Origin of the sequence: Zoogloea sp., from assembly GCF_030157465.1 — a bacterium.
GTDB lineage: Bacteria > Pseudomonadota > Gammaproteobacteria > Burkholderiales > Rhodocyclaceae > Zoogloea.
Genome location: NZ_JAOAUU010000064.1, coordinates 1 through 18,205 on the forward strand (window position 1 = coordinate 1; position 18,205 = coordinate 18,205).

An 18,205-nucleotide genomic window follows, 5' to 3' on the forward strand; every position below is an offset into this window, starting at 1 on the left:
AGGCTTGAGCATGCCGCTATTATAAAAAAACGAAGCCCCCGGCGGGCGGGGGCTTGGGGCTTTGTCAGCAGTCTGAAATGCCCGCCGAAAAGGCGGGCATTTGCATTGCGGTAAGCTCCTGGCCAAACCCTACCCGGCAGCAGCCTTCTTGCGGGTCGCCGGCTTCTTGACGGCAGCTTCCTTCTTCTCGGCGGCATCCTTTGCAAGCTCGGCCTTGGCCGCAGCCGCCTTGCCGGCCGGCGTCTTGGGCTCTTTCTTCTCGAACTCGAAGCCGACCTTGCCGTCGTCACCGCGCACCAGGAAAGCAGAGAACTTGCGCTTGGTGCGGCTCGACACGAAACCCTTGAGCAGATCGGTCCTGCCGGTATCGAGCAGCTTGTGCATCTGCTCCCGTTCGATCGGCTGCTGCAGGATGATCTTGCCGGACCGGAAATCGCAGGACTTTTCAGGACCCACGGATTTCTCGCAGACGTAGGACAGGCCGTGCTCATACACCTGGGCGCTGCACTTGGGGCATTGCCCCATGGAGTCCTGGCCGGAGAAGTCCACCGGCTCGGCCGCTTCATCCTCTTTCGGCTGGCCAAAGTCAAACTCGGGCAAGTGATCGTCGTTGAGGCGGATCTCGGCGTTGAAAAGCCGCCCCATCTTGTTACGGAAACCCAGCAGCGGCCCGACCCGGCCGGTGGACAGCAAGGTTTCGATTTCGGGAATCTCGAACTGGCGTCCGGCCACGATCTTCCAGGCCTGCCAGTCACACGCCTGGCAGGCGAACTTCTTGTAGTTCTCCTTAACCTGGCCGCCGCACTTCGGGCAGGGCGTGGACAGCGTGGCAAAATCGCCGGGCACGGTATCGGATTCGTAGCGCTTGGCCCGCTCGACGATGTCGCGGGTCATGGACTTGATATGCTCCATGAACTCGGCGCGACTCAGGGCGCCGCGCTCCATCTGGCCGAGCTTGTGTTCCCACTCGCCGGTCAGTTCGGGCGAGGTCAGTTCGTTGGTGCCGAGGCCGCGCAGCAGGGTGATCAGGGAAAACGCCTTGGCCGTCGGGATGAGTTCCTTGCCATCGCGGATGACGTAGATTTCACCAATCAGGTTTTCGATGATCTGGGCGCGGGTGGCCGGCGTGCCGAGGCCGCGGCCCGCCATCGCGGCGCGGAGTTCCTCGTCGTCGACCATCTTGCCGGCGCCTTCCATGGCCGACAGCAGCGTCGCTTCGTTGAAGCGCGCGGGCGGCTTGGTGACCAGCGCCTTGACGAGGATCTCGTCGGTGCTGACTGTCTCGGCGGCCTCGACCGCCACCAGCTGCGGCGCGCCGCCTTCATCCTCGCTCACCGCGGCGGCCTTGCCATACACGGCCAGCCAGCCCGGATTGACGAGGATCTTGCCTTCGGTCTTGAAGGCTTCGCCCTCGACGCGGGTGATGCGGGTCGTGATGCGGTATTCGGCCGCCGGGTAGAACACGGCCAGGAAACGCCGGGTGACCAGGTCGTAGATCTTGGCTTCCACTTCCGACAGGCTCTTGGGAGCGGTGCCGGTGGGGATGATCGCGAAGTGATCGGAAATCTTGGCGTTGTTGAAGATGCGCTTGTTGGGCTTGACCCAGCCGTGCTTGACGATTTCGTTGGCAAACGGCGCGAAGGCGTCCGGCAGACCGGTGAGGATGCCCTTGACCTGGCCGACGTAGTCTTCCGGCAGCGCCCGGGCGTCGGTACGCGGGTAGGTCAGCACCTTGTGCTTTTCGTAGAGGGCCTGGGCGATCTGGAGCGTGGTGCGGGCCGACAGGCCGAAGCGGCCGTTGGCTTCGCGCTGCAGCGAGGTCAGATCGAAAAGCAGCGGCGAGAGCTGGGTGGTGGGTTTGGATTCCTCTTCGACGACACCCGGCTTGCCTTCGCACTTGGCCTTGATCGCTTCGGCGCGGGATTTCTCCCACAGGCGGAAAGCGGTGGCGTGCTCGGCCAGCGGGGCATTCTCTTCGGGCTTCCGGAAGCCCTCGTCGAACCAGCGGCCAGCGTAGGCGCCCGCCTTGCAGCCGAAGCTGGCTTCCAGCTCCCAGTAATCGGTGGGGCGAAAGGCGCGGATCTTTTCTTCCCGCTCGACCATGATGGCGAGCGTCGGCGTCTGCACCCGGCCGACCGTGGTCAGGTGGAAACCGCCGGTCTTGGAGTTGAAGGCGGTCATCGCCCGGGTGCCGTTGATGCCGATCAGCCAGTCGCTCTCGGCGCGGCACACGGCCGCTTCGCGCAGGCCTTCCACGTCCGAGGCGGGGCGCAGCTGGGCAAAACCGTCACGGATCGCGCCGGCGGTCATCGATTGCAGCCACAGGCGCTGCACCGGCTTGTTGGTGCCGGCATGCTGGGCGATGAAACTGAAGATCAGTTCCCCCTCGCGGCCCGCGTCACAGGCGTTGATCAGGCCGGTGACATCCTTGCGCTTGATGAGACGGGTGAGGAGCTTGAGGCGGTCCTCGGTCTTCTCGATGGGGTTCAGTGCGAAATGCGGCGGGATGACGGGCAGGTGGGCAAAGGACCACTTGCCGCGCTTGACTTCGAACTCCTCCGGCACGGTCAGCTCGAGCAAATGACCGACTGCCGAGGAAAGCACGTAGTGCTCGGACTCGAAGTAATCCTTTTCCTTGGTGAAGCCGCCGAGGGAGCGGGCGATGTCCGCCGCAACCGAAGGTTTTTCCGCGATGATCAGCTGCTTGCTCATGCCTGTAGTGCGTTTTGCAACGCCTGACTCAGGTTATTGGGGGAGCGGCGCATCATACGGAAGCCTGCGCCGGGCATGCAAGCAGCCCGCCGATCAGTGCAGCGCGTATGAAGCCGTCTCTTCTTCGTCTTCGTCGGACTCGTTGAGCAGTTCGTCGAGGATCAGGCCATTGATCGGGCGATCCTGCTGCCACAGCACCATCAGCACGATGACTTTGAGATTGTCGAGTTCGATCTCGGTTTCGCCAAGCGCCAGCGCCCGCTCGACAATCATCTCGCGGCATTCGGCATCCAGGATGCCTGCGTTTTCGAGAAACAGCAGGAAACCGCGGCACTCGACACCCAGCCGGACGAGTTCGTCGTCGGCGTAGATGCGCAGCGACCCGGGCCGTGCGCACTGGGCCGGGCCTTCGCCGTCGGACAGCTGGCGCAGGCCGGACAGCCAGTCGAGGGCTTCGGCGATTTCTTCTTCCTCGAAACCGGCTGCGGTAAGTTTGCGGGCCAGTTGCGCGGGTTCCGGGCACGCGTCGGCGTGAACGTAGTTCTCGAAGAGGTACACGAGGATATCGAACATGGCGCGTGGGCCTGAGGCCGGTCGTTTTTTCAGAGGCGCTGGAGACGCCCTCCGGGCAGGCGTGACACGCGCCCGTCGAGTTCCAGCGCAAGCAGAATGGCGTAGAGCGCTTCCGGCGTCAAGCTGGTGCGGTGCACCAGCGTGTCCATGTCCACGGGATCGTGACCAAGCGCCGCAAAAATCCGGGCCTCCTCGCCCTCCACGGCCGGAAGGGCGGAATCAAAGGCTGCGGCGCTTTCCGGAGGCGCAAGGCGGAGTTCTTCGAGGATGTCGGACGCGGCTTCGACGAGCTTGGCACCGTCGCGAATAAGACGATGGCATCCCCGTGCGACCGGCGAGTGAATGGAGCCGGGAATCGCAAAAACGTCGCGTCCGCAGTCGGTGGCGAGTCGGGCGGTAATCAGCGAGCCGCTCTTGAGCGCTGCCTCGACAACCAGCACGCCACTCGCCAGGCCGGCAATAAGGCGATTGCGGCGCGGAAAATTGTGGGCCAGCGGCGCGGTGCCGAGGGGAAACTCGCTGACGATGGCGCCGGCCTCGGCGATACGGCGAGCCAGCGCTGCGTTGCGCGCCGGATAGATGCGGTCGGCGCCGGTGCCGATCACCGCCACCGTGCTGCCCGGCCCGGCCAGACCACCGCGGTGGGCGGCGGCGTCGATGCCCAGCGCCAGCCCGCTGACGATGCACAGCGCGGCCTGGGACAGGCTCGTGGCAAAGGCTTCGGCGTTGGCCTCGCCCTGGGGCGTGGCGCTGCGCGCACCGACGACGGCAATCGACTGGCGCGACAGAAGGAGCGGATCGCCCTTTACATAAAGCGTGACCGGCGGATCGGGAATTTCGAGAAGCAGGGCCGGATAAGCCTCGTCGCCGAGCGTCAGGATGGTGTTGCCGGGCTGGTCGGCCCATTCGAGGGCGAGTTCGACGGCCGCGGCGCTGTCGTGATCGAGCAGTGTGCGGGCGGCAGGCGCACCGATGACACCCGCGATGGCGCTGTGCCCGGCCTCGTAGATGCGCCCGGGCAAGCCGAAAGCCGCCAGCAGCTGGCGCTGGACCGACGGCCCCACGCCGGGCGTGAGGGTCAGGCGCAGCCAGGGAGCGAGAGAGTCGAGGTTTGACACGGCTTCGAGGATGGAACCGGGCGATTGACGAAATCGCGACAGTCGGGGGCTGGCATCGCCCCCCGCTGTCGCCTGCTTCAGATGCTCAGGGCTTGCGGACGCTGTCAGCCACCGAAACCGGGCCGTTGTTTTCCATCACCAGGGCGTAGGCGATACGGTCGAAAACCCGGAACACGAAGACCAGGCCGTAGCGCTGCTCGGGCAGCTGGAAGCGCTGCGGCGTGCCGACGTTGTCCTCGCGGTAGACCGTTTCGCCACGATTCCGGTGCAGCGACAGGACATGGCCGATCTCGATGCCTTCGCGCTTGCCGAGGCTGAGCGAAACAACGTTGTAGCGCCCGGCTTCGGCAACCCCGTTGTAGATCGACACGACCCGTCCGTTCATGTCCTGCGCGGGGGCGTGGGGCACGTAGCTCGGCAACTCGGGCTGGCCGGCCGGCAGCAGGCGGTCACCCTTGCCGACTTCCTGCTTGGTGGAGAGGAGGACCAGACTGGCCGGAATCTGCAGCTGATCCTTCGCCTGGGTCTGGGCGGTGATCACCGATGCGGGCGTGTCGGCACCGGCCTCCGAGCTGACCCGGGCGCGACCGAGATAGACCGCTTCGTAGCCGAGAACCTCGCCGGTGACGGGTTCCTTGAGCGGCTTGGCCTTGCGATAGACGTTCCAGTCGTAGACGCCCGGCAGGATGCGGGTGGCGAAAATCGTGTCGCCCGGCCCGGTGAAGACCCGGCCTTCCTGGGTGGCCACGACGATGGCGGACTCGGTTTCCTGCTCGTCATTCACCACCAGCGGCTCGGACAGGAAGGGCTTGATGACGCGCAGCGGAATGCTCTGAATGGCGGCCGTAGCCGACTCGGAATACACCTGCGGAAAGCGTTTTTCGTAGAGCGCGCGATCGCTGCCGCCCTGGCCGATACGCCGGCCGAACTTGAGCACAGGCGTCGGGCCGCTGCGGTCGAGGACGATGATCTGGCCCGGATAGATGAGGTGCGGGTTGCTGATCTGCTCACGGTTGAGGCGCCAGACTTCCGGCCAGCGCCACGGTTCCTTCAGGAACTTCCCGGAGATGCCCCACAGGGTGTCGCCGGTCACAACGACATGGCTGTCGGGTGCGTCGTCGGCCAGGCGGACAGGCGCGGCAGCACCTGCACCCACCGGAACCAGGGCCGCGACGCCGATGAGGAGGGCGGATATAATGCGCTTCATTGGATTTCCACTCGCTTTCGGCGGATAGCTTTGCCGCGCCGTAGGCGGCCTGTTTGGGCGGTCTGTCTGGCGAAGCCCGATGCTTGCCTCGATACAACGCGAGCATTCCAGATTTGACTCAAAATTCTGCACGTAAAGTCTTCATCCGGCAATATTTATGGCCCTGCTACCCATTCTCCGCTACCCCGATCCACGCCTGCACACGCGCGCCGCGCCCGTGCTCAAAGTGGATGACAGCATTCGCAAACTTGTCGCCGACATGGCCGAAACCATGTACGAGGCACCCGGCATCGGGCTCGCCGCCACGCAGGTGGACGTCCATCAGCGCGTCGTGGTGATCGATGTGTCGGAAGACAACTCGGCGCTGCTGGCGCTGATCAACCCCGAAATCATCTCCCGCTCGGGCGAACAGGTCTGTGAAGAAGGGTGTCTGTCGGTGCCCGGCATCTACGACAAGGTCACCCGGGCCGAACAGGTTCGCGTGCGCGCCCTGAACCAGAAGGGTGAAACCTTCGAACTCGACGCCGAAGGCCTGCTCGCGGTGTGCATCCAGCACGAGCTCGACCACCTGGACGGCAAGGTCTTCGTCGAATACCTGTCGAAGCTCAAGCAGACCCGCATCAAGGACAAGCTCGCCAAAAAAGCCAGGATCACCGCCTGATGAAAGTCGCCTTCGCCGGAACCCCCGAATTCGCCGCCGCGGCGCTGGAGGCGATTCTCGCCGCCGGCTTCGAGGTGCCCCTCGTGCTCACCCAGCCCGACCGCCCGGCCGGACGCGGCATGCAGCTGCAGCCCAGCCCGGTCAAGCAGGTCGCCCTGGCGGCCGGCATTCCGGTGCATCAGCCCGAAAAACTGCGCACGCCCGAGCAGCAAGCCCCGCTCGCCGACGCGCAGGTGGATGTGCTGGTGGTGGCCGCCTACGGCATCATCCTGCCCCAGGCCGTGCTCGACATGCCGCGCCTTGGCTGCCTCAACATCCACGCCTCACTGCTGCCGCGCTGGCGCGGCGCGGCGCCCATCCACCGGGCGATCCAGGCCGGCGACCTTGAGACCGGCATCACCATCATGCAGATGGACGCCGGCCTCGACACCGGCCCGATGCTGCTGAAGCGCATCGAAGCGATCCAGGATGACGACACCACCGGCAGCCTCCACGACCGCCTCGCGTGGGTCGGCTCCGAACTGATCGTGGAAGCCCTCGACGCCCTCAAAACCGCACCCGACAGCCTCGTCGCCACCCCCCAGCCGGCCGAAGGCGCCACCTACGCCGCCAAGATCGGCAAGGCCGAGGCCACGGTCGACTGGACTCGCCCGGCCACCGAGATCGCACGCGATGTCCGCGCCTTCAACCCCTTCCCCGGCGCGCTGGCCACACTGGAGGGCGCCCCGATCAAGCTTTGGCGTGCCCGCGCCATTGACGCCGTCGGCGCGCCCGGCGAAGTGCTGCTGGCCGAACCCGCCGGCGTCATCATCGCCTGCGGCGAAGGCGCGCTGTGCATCACCGAGCTGCAAAAACCCGGCGGCAAGCGCCTGTCGGCGGCCAACTTCCTGCGCGGCATGCCCATCGCCGTCGGCGCGCACTTCGACTGCCCAGCGCAATAACACCCCTCCCCGCCAGCACGTCATTGCGGGATCAAACCCGCCCGCCGGGCCTGCGTGAACGCACAGGCCGCGGCGCGCCGATTGAATTTTCGGCCACCTCCCCCATCTAAGCATTCGCTTACCCCCCGAATCTCGAAAGGACGGATACACGCAATGCTAGGCAACTGGCTCAAGACCTCGATCCTGATGGCTGGAATCATCGCCCTCTTTGGGGCGATCGGCGCCATGATCGGCGGCAAGTCGGGAATGCTCCTCGCGCTGCTGTTCGGTGGCGCGATGAATATTTTCTCGTACTGGTTCTCCGACAAGATGGTGCTGCGCATGTACAACGCACAGCCGGTGGATGAAACCAGCTCGCCCTACCTCTACAACATGGTTCGCGAACTGGCCGCCCGCGCCCAGCTGCCGATGCCCAAGGTGTACATCATCCACGAAGACCAGCCCAACGCCTTCGCCACCGGCCGCAACCCCGAGCACGCTGCCGTAGCCGCCACCTCGGGCATCCTGCAGATGCTCAGCGAGCGCGAGCTGCGCGGCGTGATGGCCCACGAGCTGGCCCACGTGAAGCACCGGGACATCCTGTTGTCGACCATCTCGGCCACCATGGCCGGTGCGATCTCGTCCCTGGCCAACTTTGCGATGTTCTTCAGCGGCCGCGATTCGGAAGGTCGTCCGTCCAACCCGATCGCCTCCATCGCCGTGGCGCTGCTGGCGCCCCTGGCCGCCAGCCTGATCCAGATGGCGATCTCCCGCGCCCGCGAGTTCGAGGCCGACCGGGGCGGTGCCGAAATCGCCGGCGACCCCCACGCGCTGGCCGATGCCCTGCTGAAGATCGACGCCTTCGCCCGTGGCATTCCGATGCCGACCGCCGAGGCACACCCCGAAACCGGCCAGATGATGATCATGAACCCGCTCTCCGGCGGTGGCCTGCGCGGCCTGTTCAGCACCCACCCGGCCACCGAGGAGCGCGTTGCCAAGCTGCGCGCAATGGCCCAGCGACGCTGAGATCCCGCCTGCCTCCGCATGAAAAAACCCGGCCTGGTGCCGGGTTTTTTCATGATTCAGGCCGGGAACTTCAGCTCAGCGGCAACACAACCCGGAAGCAGCTGCCCTTGCCGGGCACGCTGTCCACCTCGATGCGTCCGCCGTGCTGGTGGATGATGCGGTAGGTGGACGACAGGCCCAGCCCTCGCCCCTGCCCGACCGGGCGGGTCGTGAAGAAGGGATCAAAGATGCGGCTGCGGGTCGCCTCGTCCATGCCGCAGCCGGTGTCTTCCACTTCCACCTGCAGTTCGCCGTCGCGCTGCCCGGCACGTATGCAGACCTGGCCGTCCGAGCCACCCAGCGCCTGGCCGGCGTTGTCGATGAGGGCCTTGAAGGCTTCGCCGATAAGCGTCGGATTAACGGGCAATGCCGGCATTTCGTCGTAGTTGCGCGTCACTTTCTGGCCTGGACGACGGCTGTCTGCGGTCGCGTCGATGGCAGCGTCGAGGAGCTTCGCCAGCGAGACGCGGCTCGTCTCGACCGGCTCCGCCTGGGCAAAGCCCTGTAGCGCCTGGACGATTTCGGTGACCCGGACGAGACCGCGGGTGGATTCGTCGAGCAGCGCGGGGAGATCCTCACGGATGAAGTCGATGTCGGCCGCCGCCCGGGCGGCCTGCCAGTCGTCGCTGCTGGCCGCGGTGCCGGCCAGGCGATCGGCCGTTTCGGCAAGGGCCAGCAGGCGCTCCGCGTAACAGCGCAGCGTACTGAGGTTGGAGGTGACGAAGCCGACGGGATTGTTGATCTCGTGGGCCACGCCCGCGGCAAGCTGGCCCACCGCCGCCATCTTGTCGGCCTCGATGAGGCGCTGCTGAGCCTGGCGCAGGTCGAGGTTGGCGGCGGTGAGTTCGGCGGTGCGCTCGGCAACCCGCTGCTCCAGGCTGGCGTTGATCAGCGCCAGTTCGTTGTTGCGCTCGGCCACCAGCCCCAGCAGGCGGCGCACCGCACCGATAAGGGCCGTGTTGCCGGGGTCGCGACCCTGCCCGGCCTCAGCCTCGAACGCCTCGGCGGGCGTGGCGCCGGCCTGGATCGCCCGCAGCTGGCGCGCCATGCCCTGGTCGGTATCGAGAATATGAAAGGTGAGCCAGCTGGTGACGAAGTCGTAGAGCACCGGCACGACGCGGGTGGGGTCGGCGGTATGACGCATGGCCTCCACCTGGGCCACGAAATCCGCGTGGAGCTGCCGGTGCATGCGCAGGTGCCGGGGGTCGAGACCACCTTGCTCCATCAGCGCCTCTTCGGCGGCGAAGTGGTGAAGCGCGTAGCGTCCCAGCCCGTCGAGCACATGGGCGAGTTCGGCCGGCTCGATTTCTGCCCCGCTGGCGGCACGCTGGGCGAGCACATTGACCAGGTCGACCAGGCGGTGGTGCTGGCTGTCCACCTCGCCGAAACCGGTTTCGAAATAATCTGCCCAGACAAACGGGGCAAAGGCCGGAGCATGACTCATCAGGTTTTCTCTCCTTCATCCGGCAGGCGCAGGTGCAGCGTGACCAGCAGGGGTTGCAGCACCCGGACCAGGCTGGCCACGGGGCGCGCCAGGGCTTCTGCGCCCTGTCCGTCGCGCACGGCGTTGCAAACGGCGGCCGCCAGCTCGAACACGCGGCTGGCGCCGATATTGCCGGCCGACCCCTTGAGCCCGTGGGCCTGGCGTTCGAGTCCGGCAAGATCGCCGGCGGCCAGCGCGGCCTGCAGGCGATCAACAATGTCGGAATTGGTGGTCACGAAGATGCGCAGGATGCGCAGGTAGGTGGGCCACTTGCCCCGCACCATGCGCAGGCCGCGCTCGGTATCGAGGCCCTCGATGTCGCGCATCCGCGCCGCCCAGTCGTCCTCGGCGACCGCAGGCGCAGCCGGCGGCGAGCAGGGCCGCGCCTCCGGCCCCAGCCACTTGAGGATCATCCGGCGCAGGGCTTCCGGCTCCACCGGCTTGGCGATGAAGGCATTCATGCCGGCGGCAAAGCAGGCTTCCTGATCCTCGTCGAAAGCATTGGCGGTCATGGCGAGAATGGGCGTGCGCGACCGTCCGGGCAGTTGCCGGATGCGGCGCGTGGCCTCGAGTCCGTCCATCACCGGCATCTGCATGTCCATCAGGATCAGGTCATAGTCGGTCATGCCGGCCAGCTCGACGGCTTCCTGGCCATTGACTGCCCGGTCGATACTGAGGCCCAGCCCAGCAAGCATGTCGACCGCGACTTCCTGGTTCAGCAGGTTGTCCTCGACGAGCAGCACGCGGGCCCCCTGCAGGTAGCGGGCGGCCGCCATTTCACCCATTTCCGGGGCATCGGAAACGATTACCGGCAAACTTTGGCTGGATCGCTTGCCCAGGCGGGCGGTGAACCAGAAGGTGCTGCCGTGCCCCGGCTCACTCTCGACGCCGGTCTCGCCGCCCATCAGCCCGGCCAGGTGACGGGTCAGGGCCAGACCGAGGCCCGTACCGCCGTATTTGCGGGTCGTCGAGGCGTCGGCCTGCTCGAAGGACTGGAACATCCGCGGCAACTGGTCGGCCGCGATGCCGATGCCGGTATCGCTCACCTCGAAACGCACCAGCAGGGTGTCGGCTTCGTCGGAAACGACCCTGGCCCTGAGGGTGATGCCACCGTGCTCGGTAAATTTGACGGCATTGCTGAGATAGTTGAGCAGCGCCTGACGCAGGCGCGTGACATCGCCGCACAACACCGGCGGCAAGCCGTCGGTGTCGGCCTCGAAGTCCAGCTGACGGGCCGCCAGGCGGTCGTGGACCAGCGAGTGGACCTGATTGAAGAGGCTCTCCGGCGAGAAATCCGCCATTTCGAGATGGAGCTTGCCGGCCTCGATCTTGGAGAGATCGAGAATATCGTTAATGAGCGACAGCAGATGGGAGCCGGCATGGTGGATGCGGGACAGGCGGTCCTCCTGCTGAACGCTGAGGGCGCTGCGCTCAAGCAGCCGGGCCTGGCCGAGGATGGCATTCATCGGCGTGCGGATCTCGTGGCTCATGTTGGCCAGAAAGACGCTCTTGGCCCGGTTGGCCGCCTCGGCGCGCTGGCTGGCTTCGGCCAGTTGGGCGGTGCGCTGGTCCACCAGATCCTCGAGATGATGCCGATAGTGATCGAGCTGGGCATCCAGCTGGCGCATTTCGGTAATGTCGAAGTACGTCACCAGGGTGCATTCCCCCACCGCGGCGCCGGAGGCCATCACCGTGCGCACCTCGCCGTTCTTGCAGGTCAAGCGCACCTCCAGGGGCTCGACGGCAGAATGCGTGGCATTGGCCTTGCTCACTGCGGCGCTCCAGGTCCGGATCACCCAATCACGGTACTCGGGATCGGGATAGACAAGCGGCCGCATGACCGACAGGTTTGGAATGTCTTCATGGGTGTAGCCGAAAGTCTCGGTGTAGCTGCGGTTCAGGCCACCCAGGCTGCCGTCGGCATTGATCAGGCACAGAGGCAGCGGCGCCACTTCGAAAAGCTGCCGGAAACGTGCCTCGCTTTCGCGTAACGCCGACTCCTCCTGATAGCGGGCGATCGCCACGGCGGCCAGATCCGTCGCCAGCGCCACCAGATCGAGCTCGCGCGCGCCCGGACGGGATATTTCATTGGGATACAGCGCAAAAGTTCCGAGTACCCGGCCCTCCCGGCTCAGGATCGGCGACGACCAGCAGGCCACCAGTCCGTTTGCCTCCGCCAGGGCCCGGTACGGTACCCACAGGGGATCGGTGGAGATGTCCTCGACGACCACCGGCGTTCCGCGCCACGCCGCAGTCCCGCAGGAGCCAACGCCCTCCCCGATGGCCACGCCGTCGATGGCGCGGATGTAGCCCTCCGGCAGGCTCGGGGCTGCGCCATGGCGCAGACGGCCGTCCCGGTCGAGCAGCAGGACCGACGCCCGCACGTGCGGCACGAGGGCCTCGACGCCCTGAACGAGGGTGTTCAGGGTTGCCGGAAGGGGCGCGCCCGACACCACCATTTCAAGCACGCGCCGCTGGTTTTCGAGCGATTGCTCGATGTGCTTGCGGGCCGTGACATCGGTCAGCACACCGACGATTTCAGGCGCCCCCGACTCGCCGTCACGTTCGAGGCGCACCTCGTCATGCAACCACAGGTAATGCCCGTCCCGGTGTGCAAAACGATATTCGACGGCAACCTGGCCGAGGCGAAGAACTCCGCGTTTCGCCGCGACGGCCGCCTCCACGTCATCGGGATGCACACCGCGGCGCCACCACCCCGGATCGAGCGTCTCCTCGCGCGTGTACCCGACAATGCGCAGGAGGTTATCCCCGACCGTCACCGGAATCGCCTCTCCGTCAACCAGTTGCAAGGCGTACAGGATGGTCGGGCTCGCCTCTACCATGTGGCGCAGCTGGCGCTCGGTGTTCTGTTCTTTCTGCTGGGCGAGGTCGCGCTCCGCACGGTCGCGCAGGGCGCGCAGACCGAATGCGAGATCGCTGCCCAGTTCGGAAAGCAGCTGCACCTCCTCATCGTCGAAGGCGTCGGCGTCTGCCGAATAGACGCTCAGGGCGCCGAAGCAGCGGCCATCGACCGCCATCAGCGGCAGCGCGCAGGACGAGGCATAGCCATGCCGAAGGGCCGCCTCGCGCCAGAGGGTCAAGTGCGGATCGGCCTGGATATTGCGGCAGATTATCGGGCGGGCTTCACGGATGGCGGTGCCGGTGGGGCCGCGACCGTTGTCCGAATCAGCCCAGGCAAGCCGAAGACTGCGCAGGTCACCCCCGAAACCGGCGTCCGCGACCGGCCGCACCGAGCGCTCCGGATCGTCTTCGGCAAACCCGATCCAGGCCAGGCGATAGCCGCCCAACTCCAGCATCAGGCGACACACGTCTTTCAGCAGCAGCGTCTCGTCGGTGGCACGGGCCACGGCCTGGTTGCATTCGCTGACCGTACGCAGCGCGGCGTTGGCCCGTTTGAGGCACGACTCGGCGCGCTTGCGGTCGGTGATGTCGCTCCAGATTGCCGCCAGATAGTGGCGCGCTCCGCGGATCGTGACGCCGCGGGCACTGACCCGCACATCACGGAGTTCGCCGTTGCGGCAGCGCTGGCGGGTTTCGATGGCCAGGCGCAAGGGCTGGGCCCGCTGCTGCATGTCGGTCCAGAGCGCCGCCAAAGGAAAGGAGACATCGATATCCGCCACCGTCAGCCCGGCAAACTCCGCGCGGCTGTAGCCCAGGTTGCGGTGCGCCGCGTCATTGAACTCGATGAAATGGCCTGTCAGCACGTCCACCACGGCGATCGAGTCACCGGCCTGGCTGACGATGCTCGAAAAAATTTCCTCACGCTCGCACAGCGCCTCGCGGGCCCGCTTCGCGTCGGTGACGTCCCGCCCCACGCCAAGCACGCCGAGCAGCCGGCCTTCCTGGTCGAACATGGGAGTTTTGATGACTTCGAGCAGCTCCTGGTGTCCGTCATCGGCAAAGCGGACCTGCTCCTCGTGTCGCTGCGCGCAGCCGGCCTGGATGGCGGCCAGATCGTCGCTGCGAAAACTGTCCGCCAGATCCCCGGCGACGAAGTCGTAGTCGGTCTTGCCGATGATCGAAGCCTCCGGCGCACCGAAAAACCGTTCAAAACGGGGATTGCAGGCAAGGTAGAAACCGTCGGCATCCTTGAGCCACATCAGGTCGGGCAACGTCCGGATCACGGCCACGGCCAGCCAGTCAAGCTCCGCACGGGGCTCGTCCTGCAGCAACCCGGCCACCTGCTCCCGGTCGAGCACGCCCACCAGATCACCGGCCGCATCCACCACCGCAACCGGATGCGAAACGGGGCACTGGCGCACCCGGGCATGGACGCTGCGCAGCGTTTCGCCCAGCGGCACGCACAGGCAGGGCGAATGCATCACCGCACCCACGCTTACCCGGCCCCCATCGGCCTCGAGAAATGCGCGCAGTCCATCCTGTCCGGTAAAGCTGCCCACCGGCTTAAGCCCGTCGACGACCATCAGCCAGGGCGCAGACCCCGACACCATGCGTCGGGCCGCCTCGGCAACGGGGCAATCCCGGGGGACGGCCTCAACCGGGAGACACATCGTCTTCAGAAGGCGATGCTCCGGTCTGCCGCTCAGGGTATCCGACGAAAAAGACATGAGACAGAGACCTTGTGAGCTTGCCAGGCGATACTGAAAAAAACATCCGGAGACGACGAAAGAGTACTCCGCCACTGCTCTCGCGCAAACGTCTTAACGGCTGTGCAGCCGGGGGATTGAGGGTATCGGGCGGTGATCGTCACAAGCGCCACGTCGCCCTTAGTCAGGGCTCCCGTCCTCATCGGGCATGGCAGATTCGTCGGAGGCGCCCGGTGCGCTGCCATGCAGGGGCAGAAAAACCTGAAAGATGCTGCCATGCCCCGGCCGGCTGGACACTTCGATGCGTCCCGAGTGCTTGCGGATGATGCCGTAGCTGATGGACAAGCCCAGCCCCGTCCCCTTGCCGACCGGCTTGGTGGTAAAGAAGGCGTCGAAGATGCGCTTGAGGTTTTCCGGCGGAATGCCGCAGCCGGTATCCTCGATCTCAACCACCACGAACTCGCCTTCGACCCGCGTTCGCACCGTGATCCGCCCCCTCCCCTCGATGGAATGGGCGGCGTTGGCCAGAAGGTTGAGGAAGACCTGGTTGAGCTGCGAGGACTGGCACCAGAGCTCGGGCAGGCTGGCGTATTCACGCACAACGTCGGCCCGGTGCTTGATCTCGTTACGCAGGATGTTGAGCGACGAATCCAGGCCGCGATGGATGTCGGCATAGCCCCAGCCCTCGCCGCCCAGGTGGGAGAAATCCTTGAGGTCGCTGACGATGCGCTGCACCCGCTGGATGCCGTCACGGGTTTCCGAGAACAATTCGGGGATATCGCTGCGCAGGTAGTCCAGCTCGGCAAGCGCGAGTTGCTCGCGTACCTCATCCAGCTCCGGCACGCCGGCCATGCCGGCCGTGGCCTGCTGGTAGCCGGCGAGCAGCTCAAGGAGCGTTCCCACGTAGTTTTCCAGGGTGCCGATATTTGACTTCACGAAACCCAGCGGCGTGTTCATCTCGTGGGCGACACCCGCGGAAAGCTGGCCGATGGAGGCCATTTTCTCGCTCTGCACAAGCTGCACCTGCGCCTCCTCGAGTTCGGCGTTGAGGCGCTGGGTCTCGGCAAGCTGCCCCAGCAGGGCGGCTTCGGCCTCGTGGCGCTCGTGCACGTCCCGAAGGGTGCCGACCATGCGCAGCGGCTGGCCGTCGGGGCTACGCTCGGTGATCAAGCCACGGGAACTGACCCAGCGGCAGGCGTCGTCCGGGGTACGCATCCGGAACTCGCACTCGAAAAGCGGCCCCTCCGGCTCGAAGGCGGTGCGCAAGCTATTCACCACCCGGAACCAGTCGTCCGGATGCACCAGCTCGCGGAAGGACTCGAAACTGGGCTCGAAGGCGTTCTCCTCGTAACCCAGCATGGCGTAGTAACGTGGTGCGAAGTAGGCTTCTCCGCTCACCACGTTCCAGTCCCACACGGCGTCGCCCCCCCCTCCAGCGCAAATTGCCAGCGCTCCTCGGCGGCCTTGAGGCGGGCTTCGGCGCGGGCCCGCTCGGTCACGTCGCGCACGATCCCGAGCGCCTGCCAATGGCCTTCCAGGCGATAGGTGCTGATCGAAACCTCGACTTCGAGGCTGCTGCCATCCTTGCGCAGCGCGGGCACGCACAGCACGGAACAATAGCTGCGCCCCTCGCCCTCCGGAGACCACGCGGCAGCACCCGGCGCCGCGTGAAAGCGCGCGCGCTCCGCCGGCCCGGACAGCGTGGCATGCAGGCCGCGGCCAATGGCCTCACTGGCCGTCCAGCCGAACATGCGCTCGGCGGCCGGGTTCCACTGCTGGATGCGCCCCTTGTTATCCATCGCGATGATCGCCTCCATCGCCGCGCCGGTAATGGCTCGCAGGCGGTTCTCGCTTTCGCGCAGCGCCTTCTGCAGATTGATCAGCTCGGTATGGTCGTGCAGCAGCAAGATCAGGCTCGTCGGCGCGTCCTGGTCGGAGCCCTCCTCGTGCAGGTCGGCCAGGTAGGTCCGCTCGCCGTCGGGCGCATCCAGCGTCAGCATGAACGGCCCATCCACGTGGGAGAGAAGCTCGGCCAGGCGCGCCAGGCGTGGCGACTCGGCAACGGTTGCGTCCCCCGCCGGCAAGCCCTCGACGTTCAGCGCGCGGGCGGCGGCCAGATTCCAGTGCAGGATGCTGCGATCCGGTGCGAGCAGAAACACCGGATCGCGGATCAGGGAGGCAACCTCACTGCCCTTGAGCCTGCGGCGGATGGGGAAAGAGGGAAACGACTGGACCATGGCTTGTCCGGACAAGGCGCGATGAATCGGGGTGACTGCGCGGGTGTTGAAGTTCAACGGCGATCCGGCCCCGAACTTTAATCGCCGAGGCCTCTGGGCGGGCTCAATCGCAGCCCCGCGCTGCCGTTAAAGGACGCGTACGAGCAAGGAGACCAGCGTGCCGTTTTCCGCCCCCAGCGAGCGAGTCGTCGAAATCGACCCGTCCCAGCTGCGTCCGGGATTGTTCATCCGCCTGCCGTCGGGCTGGATGAATCACCCCTTTCTGTTCAACCAGTTCCGGATCCACAGCGCGGAACAGGTCGAGATCATCCAGAAGCTCGGCCTTAAGACCGTGCAATACCTGCCCGAGCGCAGTTCGACCCAGGCCTTGCCCCGCGCGCCCACGACGGCCCCCCCGCCGCCGCCGCCCGCAGCACCCAGCCCGGCGCAACAGGCCGCGCTGGAAGAAAAACGCCAGCGGGCCGAGCGCGCCGCCGCGCAGCGACAGCTCATCGCCAAGTGCGAAAAGCGCTATCAGAGCGCGGCCCTGCAGATTCGCGACGTGATGCGCAACGTGTTCGCCGCCCCCGCCCGCTCGGTGGTGGCAGCCCGCGAACTGGTGGACAGCGTGATGGAATCCTTTGCCGCCGAGGCCGGGCTGATCATCCATCTGATGGGCGACAAGGTGGCCGACGACAATGCCTACTTCCACTCGCTCAACGTGATGATCCTGTCGCTGCTGGTGGGCCGCTCCCTAGGCCTGTCGCCGGACGAACTACACACCCTGGGCGAAGGGGCCCTGTTCCACGACATCGGCAAGACCCGCGTACCGGACGCGGTGCTGCGCAACCCCCAGCGCAACCGCCACGAAGAAGAGTTTTTCCGGCTCCACACGATTTACGGAGCGGATATCGGCCGCGAATTGCAGGTGCTCGGCCCGGCCGTCATCGAGATCATCCTGAACCATCACGAAACCATGGATGGCAAGGGCTATCCGAACCACCTGAGCGGACGCCAGATTTCGCTGGCCACGCGCATCGTGGCGATCACCAACCGTTACGACAACCTGTGCAATCCGCTCCGCCAGGACAAGGCGGTGACCCCCGCCGAGGCAATGACCCTGATGTTCAAGAGCGAACAGGCGCATTGGGATCCGGATCTGCTGCAACGCTTCATACGCGCCCTCGGGGTGTATCCGCCGGGCTCGCTGGTGCAGCTCTCCAATGGCAACCTGGGCCTGGTGGTGGCGGTGGACCACGCCGACCTGCTGCGCCCCTCGGTGATGATCTTCGACCCCGCGGTGCCCCGCAGCGAGGCCCTGATCGTCGACCTGGCGACCGAAAGGGACGTGAAGGTGGATGCCGTGGTGCGCCCGACCGAGATCGATCCCGCCGCGCTGGCCTACCTCGCGCCACGGCGCCGGCTCAGCTACTTCCACGGCAGCCCCACTTAGGGGTAGAGGCTGCCGGCTCAGGCCTGGCGCAGCGGCGCCCGGCTCCAGTTCATGATGCCCGCCGCGATGTCGTGGAGGGGCAGCACGTTTTCAACCGCACCGCGCTGGATCGCCTCCTTGGGCATGCCGAAGACCACGCAGGTTTCCTCTGCCTCGGCGAGGGTCGAGGCGCCGGCGTCGCGCATTTCCTTCAGCCCGAGGGCGCCGTCGTCGCCCATGCCGGTCATGA

The 18,205-nt window shown here is 66.1% G+C and carries 13 protein-coding genes; 4 read left to right on the forward strand and 9 right to left on the reverse strand.

The features are described 5' to 3' along the window. Positions 1-129: 129 nt before the first annotated feature. From Q1W26_RS08960 to Q1W26_RS08975, 4 genes are all read right to left on the reverse strand, one after another. Positions 130-2,712: a DNA topoisomerase III gene (locus tag Q1W26_RS08960; protein WP_300438701.1), complete on the reverse strand. Its 2,583-nt coding sequence runs from the start codon at positions 2,710-2,712 to the stop codon at positions 130-132. A 93-nt stretch (positions 2,713-2,805) separates the two neighbouring features. Beyond that, positions 2,806-3,285 (reverse strand): DUF494 domain-containing protein, encoded by a 480-nt coding sequence (locus Q1W26_RS08965; RefSeq protein ID WP_300438704.1) that lies wholly within the window; start codon positions 3,283-3,285, stop codon positions 2,806-2,808. Positions 3,286-3,314: 29 nt separating this feature from the next. Further along, complete coding sequence (dprA, locus tag Q1W26_RS08970) at positions 3,315-4,403, reverse strand: DNA-processing protein DprA (protein WP_300438707.1); 1,089 nt, start codon at positions 4,401-4,403, stop codon at positions 3,315-3,317. A gap of 85 nt (positions 4,404-4,488) precedes the next feature. Continuing rightward, on the reverse strand, positions 4,489-5,610 hold the full coding sequence (locus Q1W26_RS08975) for a LysM domain-containing protein (RefSeq protein ID WP_300438709.1): 1,122 nt from the start codon (positions 5,608-5,610) through the stop codon (positions 4,489-4,491). A gap of 157 nt (positions 5,611-5,767) precedes the next feature. On the opposite strand from Q1W26_RS08975, the gene def reads away from it, so the two are divergent. From def to htpX, 3 genes are all read left to right on the forward strand, one after another. After that, positions 5,768-6,271, forward strand: coding sequence for a peptide deformylase (gene def, locus Q1W26_RS08980; RefSeq protein ID WP_300438712.1), 504 nt, complete (start codon positions 5,768-5,770; stop codon positions 6,269-6,271). Next, positions 6,271-7,212 (forward strand): methionyl-tRNA formyltransferase, encoded by a 942-nt coding sequence (fmt, locus tag Q1W26_RS08985; RefSeq protein WP_300438714.1) that lies wholly within the window; start codon positions 6,271-6,273, stop codon positions 7,210-7,212. Before def ends, fmt begins: the two co-directional genes overlap by 1 nt. Positions 7,213-7,365: 153 nt before the next feature. Then, positions 7,366-8,217, forward strand: a complete 852-nt coding sequence (htpX, locus tag Q1W26_RS08990) for a zinc metalloprotease HtpX (RefSeq protein WP_300438717.1) — start codon at positions 7,366-7,368, stop codon at positions 8,215-8,217. A 70-nt stretch (positions 8,218-8,287) separates the two neighbouring features. Here the strand turns inward: htpX and Q1W26_RS08995 are convergent, their stop codons facing one another. From Q1W26_RS08995 to Q1W26_RS09010, 4 genes are all read right to left on the reverse strand, one after another. Next, complete coding sequence (locus tag Q1W26_RS08995; RefSeq protein WP_300438720.1) at positions 8,288-9,700, reverse strand: hemerythrin domain-containing protein; 1,413 nt, start codon at positions 9,698-9,700, stop codon at positions 8,288-8,290. Beyond that, positions 9,700-14,271: a PAS domain S-box protein gene (locus Q1W26_RS09000; RefSeq protein ID WP_300438722.1), complete on the reverse strand. Its 4,572-nt coding sequence runs from the start codon at positions 14,269-14,271 to the stop codon at positions 9,700-9,702. The genes Q1W26_RS08995 and Q1W26_RS09000 overlap by 1 nt, the downstream gene beginning before the upstream one ends. Before the next feature lie 216 nt (positions 14,272-14,487). Then, positions 14,488-15,723 (reverse strand): PAS domain-containing sensor histidine kinase, encoded by a 1,236-nt coding sequence (locus Q1W26_RS09005; protein WP_300438725.1) that lies wholly within the window; start codon positions 15,721-15,723, stop codon positions 14,488-14,490. After that, complete coding sequence (locus tag Q1W26_RS09010) at positions 15,702-16,601, reverse strand: PAS domain S-box protein (RefSeq protein ID WP_300438728.1); 900 nt, start codon at positions 16,599-16,601, stop codon at positions 15,702-15,704. The genes Q1W26_RS09005 and Q1W26_RS09010 overlap by 22 nt, the downstream gene beginning before the upstream one ends. A gap of 100 nt (positions 16,602-16,701) precedes the next feature. On the opposite strand from Q1W26_RS09010, the gene Q1W26_RS09015 reads away from it, so the two are divergent. Then, on the forward strand, positions 16,702-17,976 hold the full coding sequence (locus tag Q1W26_RS09015; RefSeq protein ID WP_300438731.1) for an HD-GYP domain-containing protein: 1,275 nt from the start codon (positions 16,702-16,704) through the stop codon (positions 17,974-17,976). Positions 17,977-17,993: 17 nt separating this feature from the next. Here Q1W26_RS09015 and Q1W26_RS09020 read toward each other — a convergent pair. Beyond that, positions 17,994-18,205: chemotaxis protein CheB (locus Q1W26_RS09020; RefSeq protein ID WP_300438734.1), on the reverse strand; the 212-nt coding region annotated here is incomplete at its 5' end.

Bases quoted from the DNA above. Each gene is read 5' to 3' on its own strand.
- Q1W26_RS08965 (WP_300438704.1), bottom strand. From the start codon at position 3,285: ATGTTCGATATCCTCGTGTACCTCTTCGAGAACTACGTTCACGCCGAC.
- Q1W26_RS09000 (WP_300438722.1), bottom strand. From the start codon at position 14,271: ATGTGTCTCCCGGTTGAGGCCGTCCCCCGGGATTGCCCCGTTGCCGAG.
- Q1W26_RS08995 (WP_300438720.1), bottom strand. From the start codon at position 9,700: ATGAGTCATGCTCCGGCCTTTGCCCCGTTTGTCTGGGCAGATTATTTC.
- fmt (WP_300438714.1), top strand. From the start codon at position 6,271: ATGAAAGTCGCCTTCGCCGGAACCCCCGAATTCGCCGCCGCGGCGCTG.
- htpX (WP_300438717.1), top strand. From the start codon at position 7,366: ATGCTAGGCAACTGGCTCAAGACCTCGATCCTGATGGCTGGAATCATC.
- Q1W26_RS08960 (WP_300438701.1), bottom strand. From the start codon at position 2,712: ATGAGCAAGCAGCTGATCATCGCGGAAAAACCTTCGGTTGCGGCGGAC.
- Q1W26_RS08975 (WP_300438709.1), bottom strand. From the start codon at position 5,610: ATGAAGCGCATTATATCCGCCCTCCTCATCGGCGTCGCGGCCCTGGTT.
- def (WP_300438712.1), top strand. From the start codon at position 5,768: ATGGCCCTGCTACCCATTCTCCGCTACCCCGATCCACGCCTGCACACG.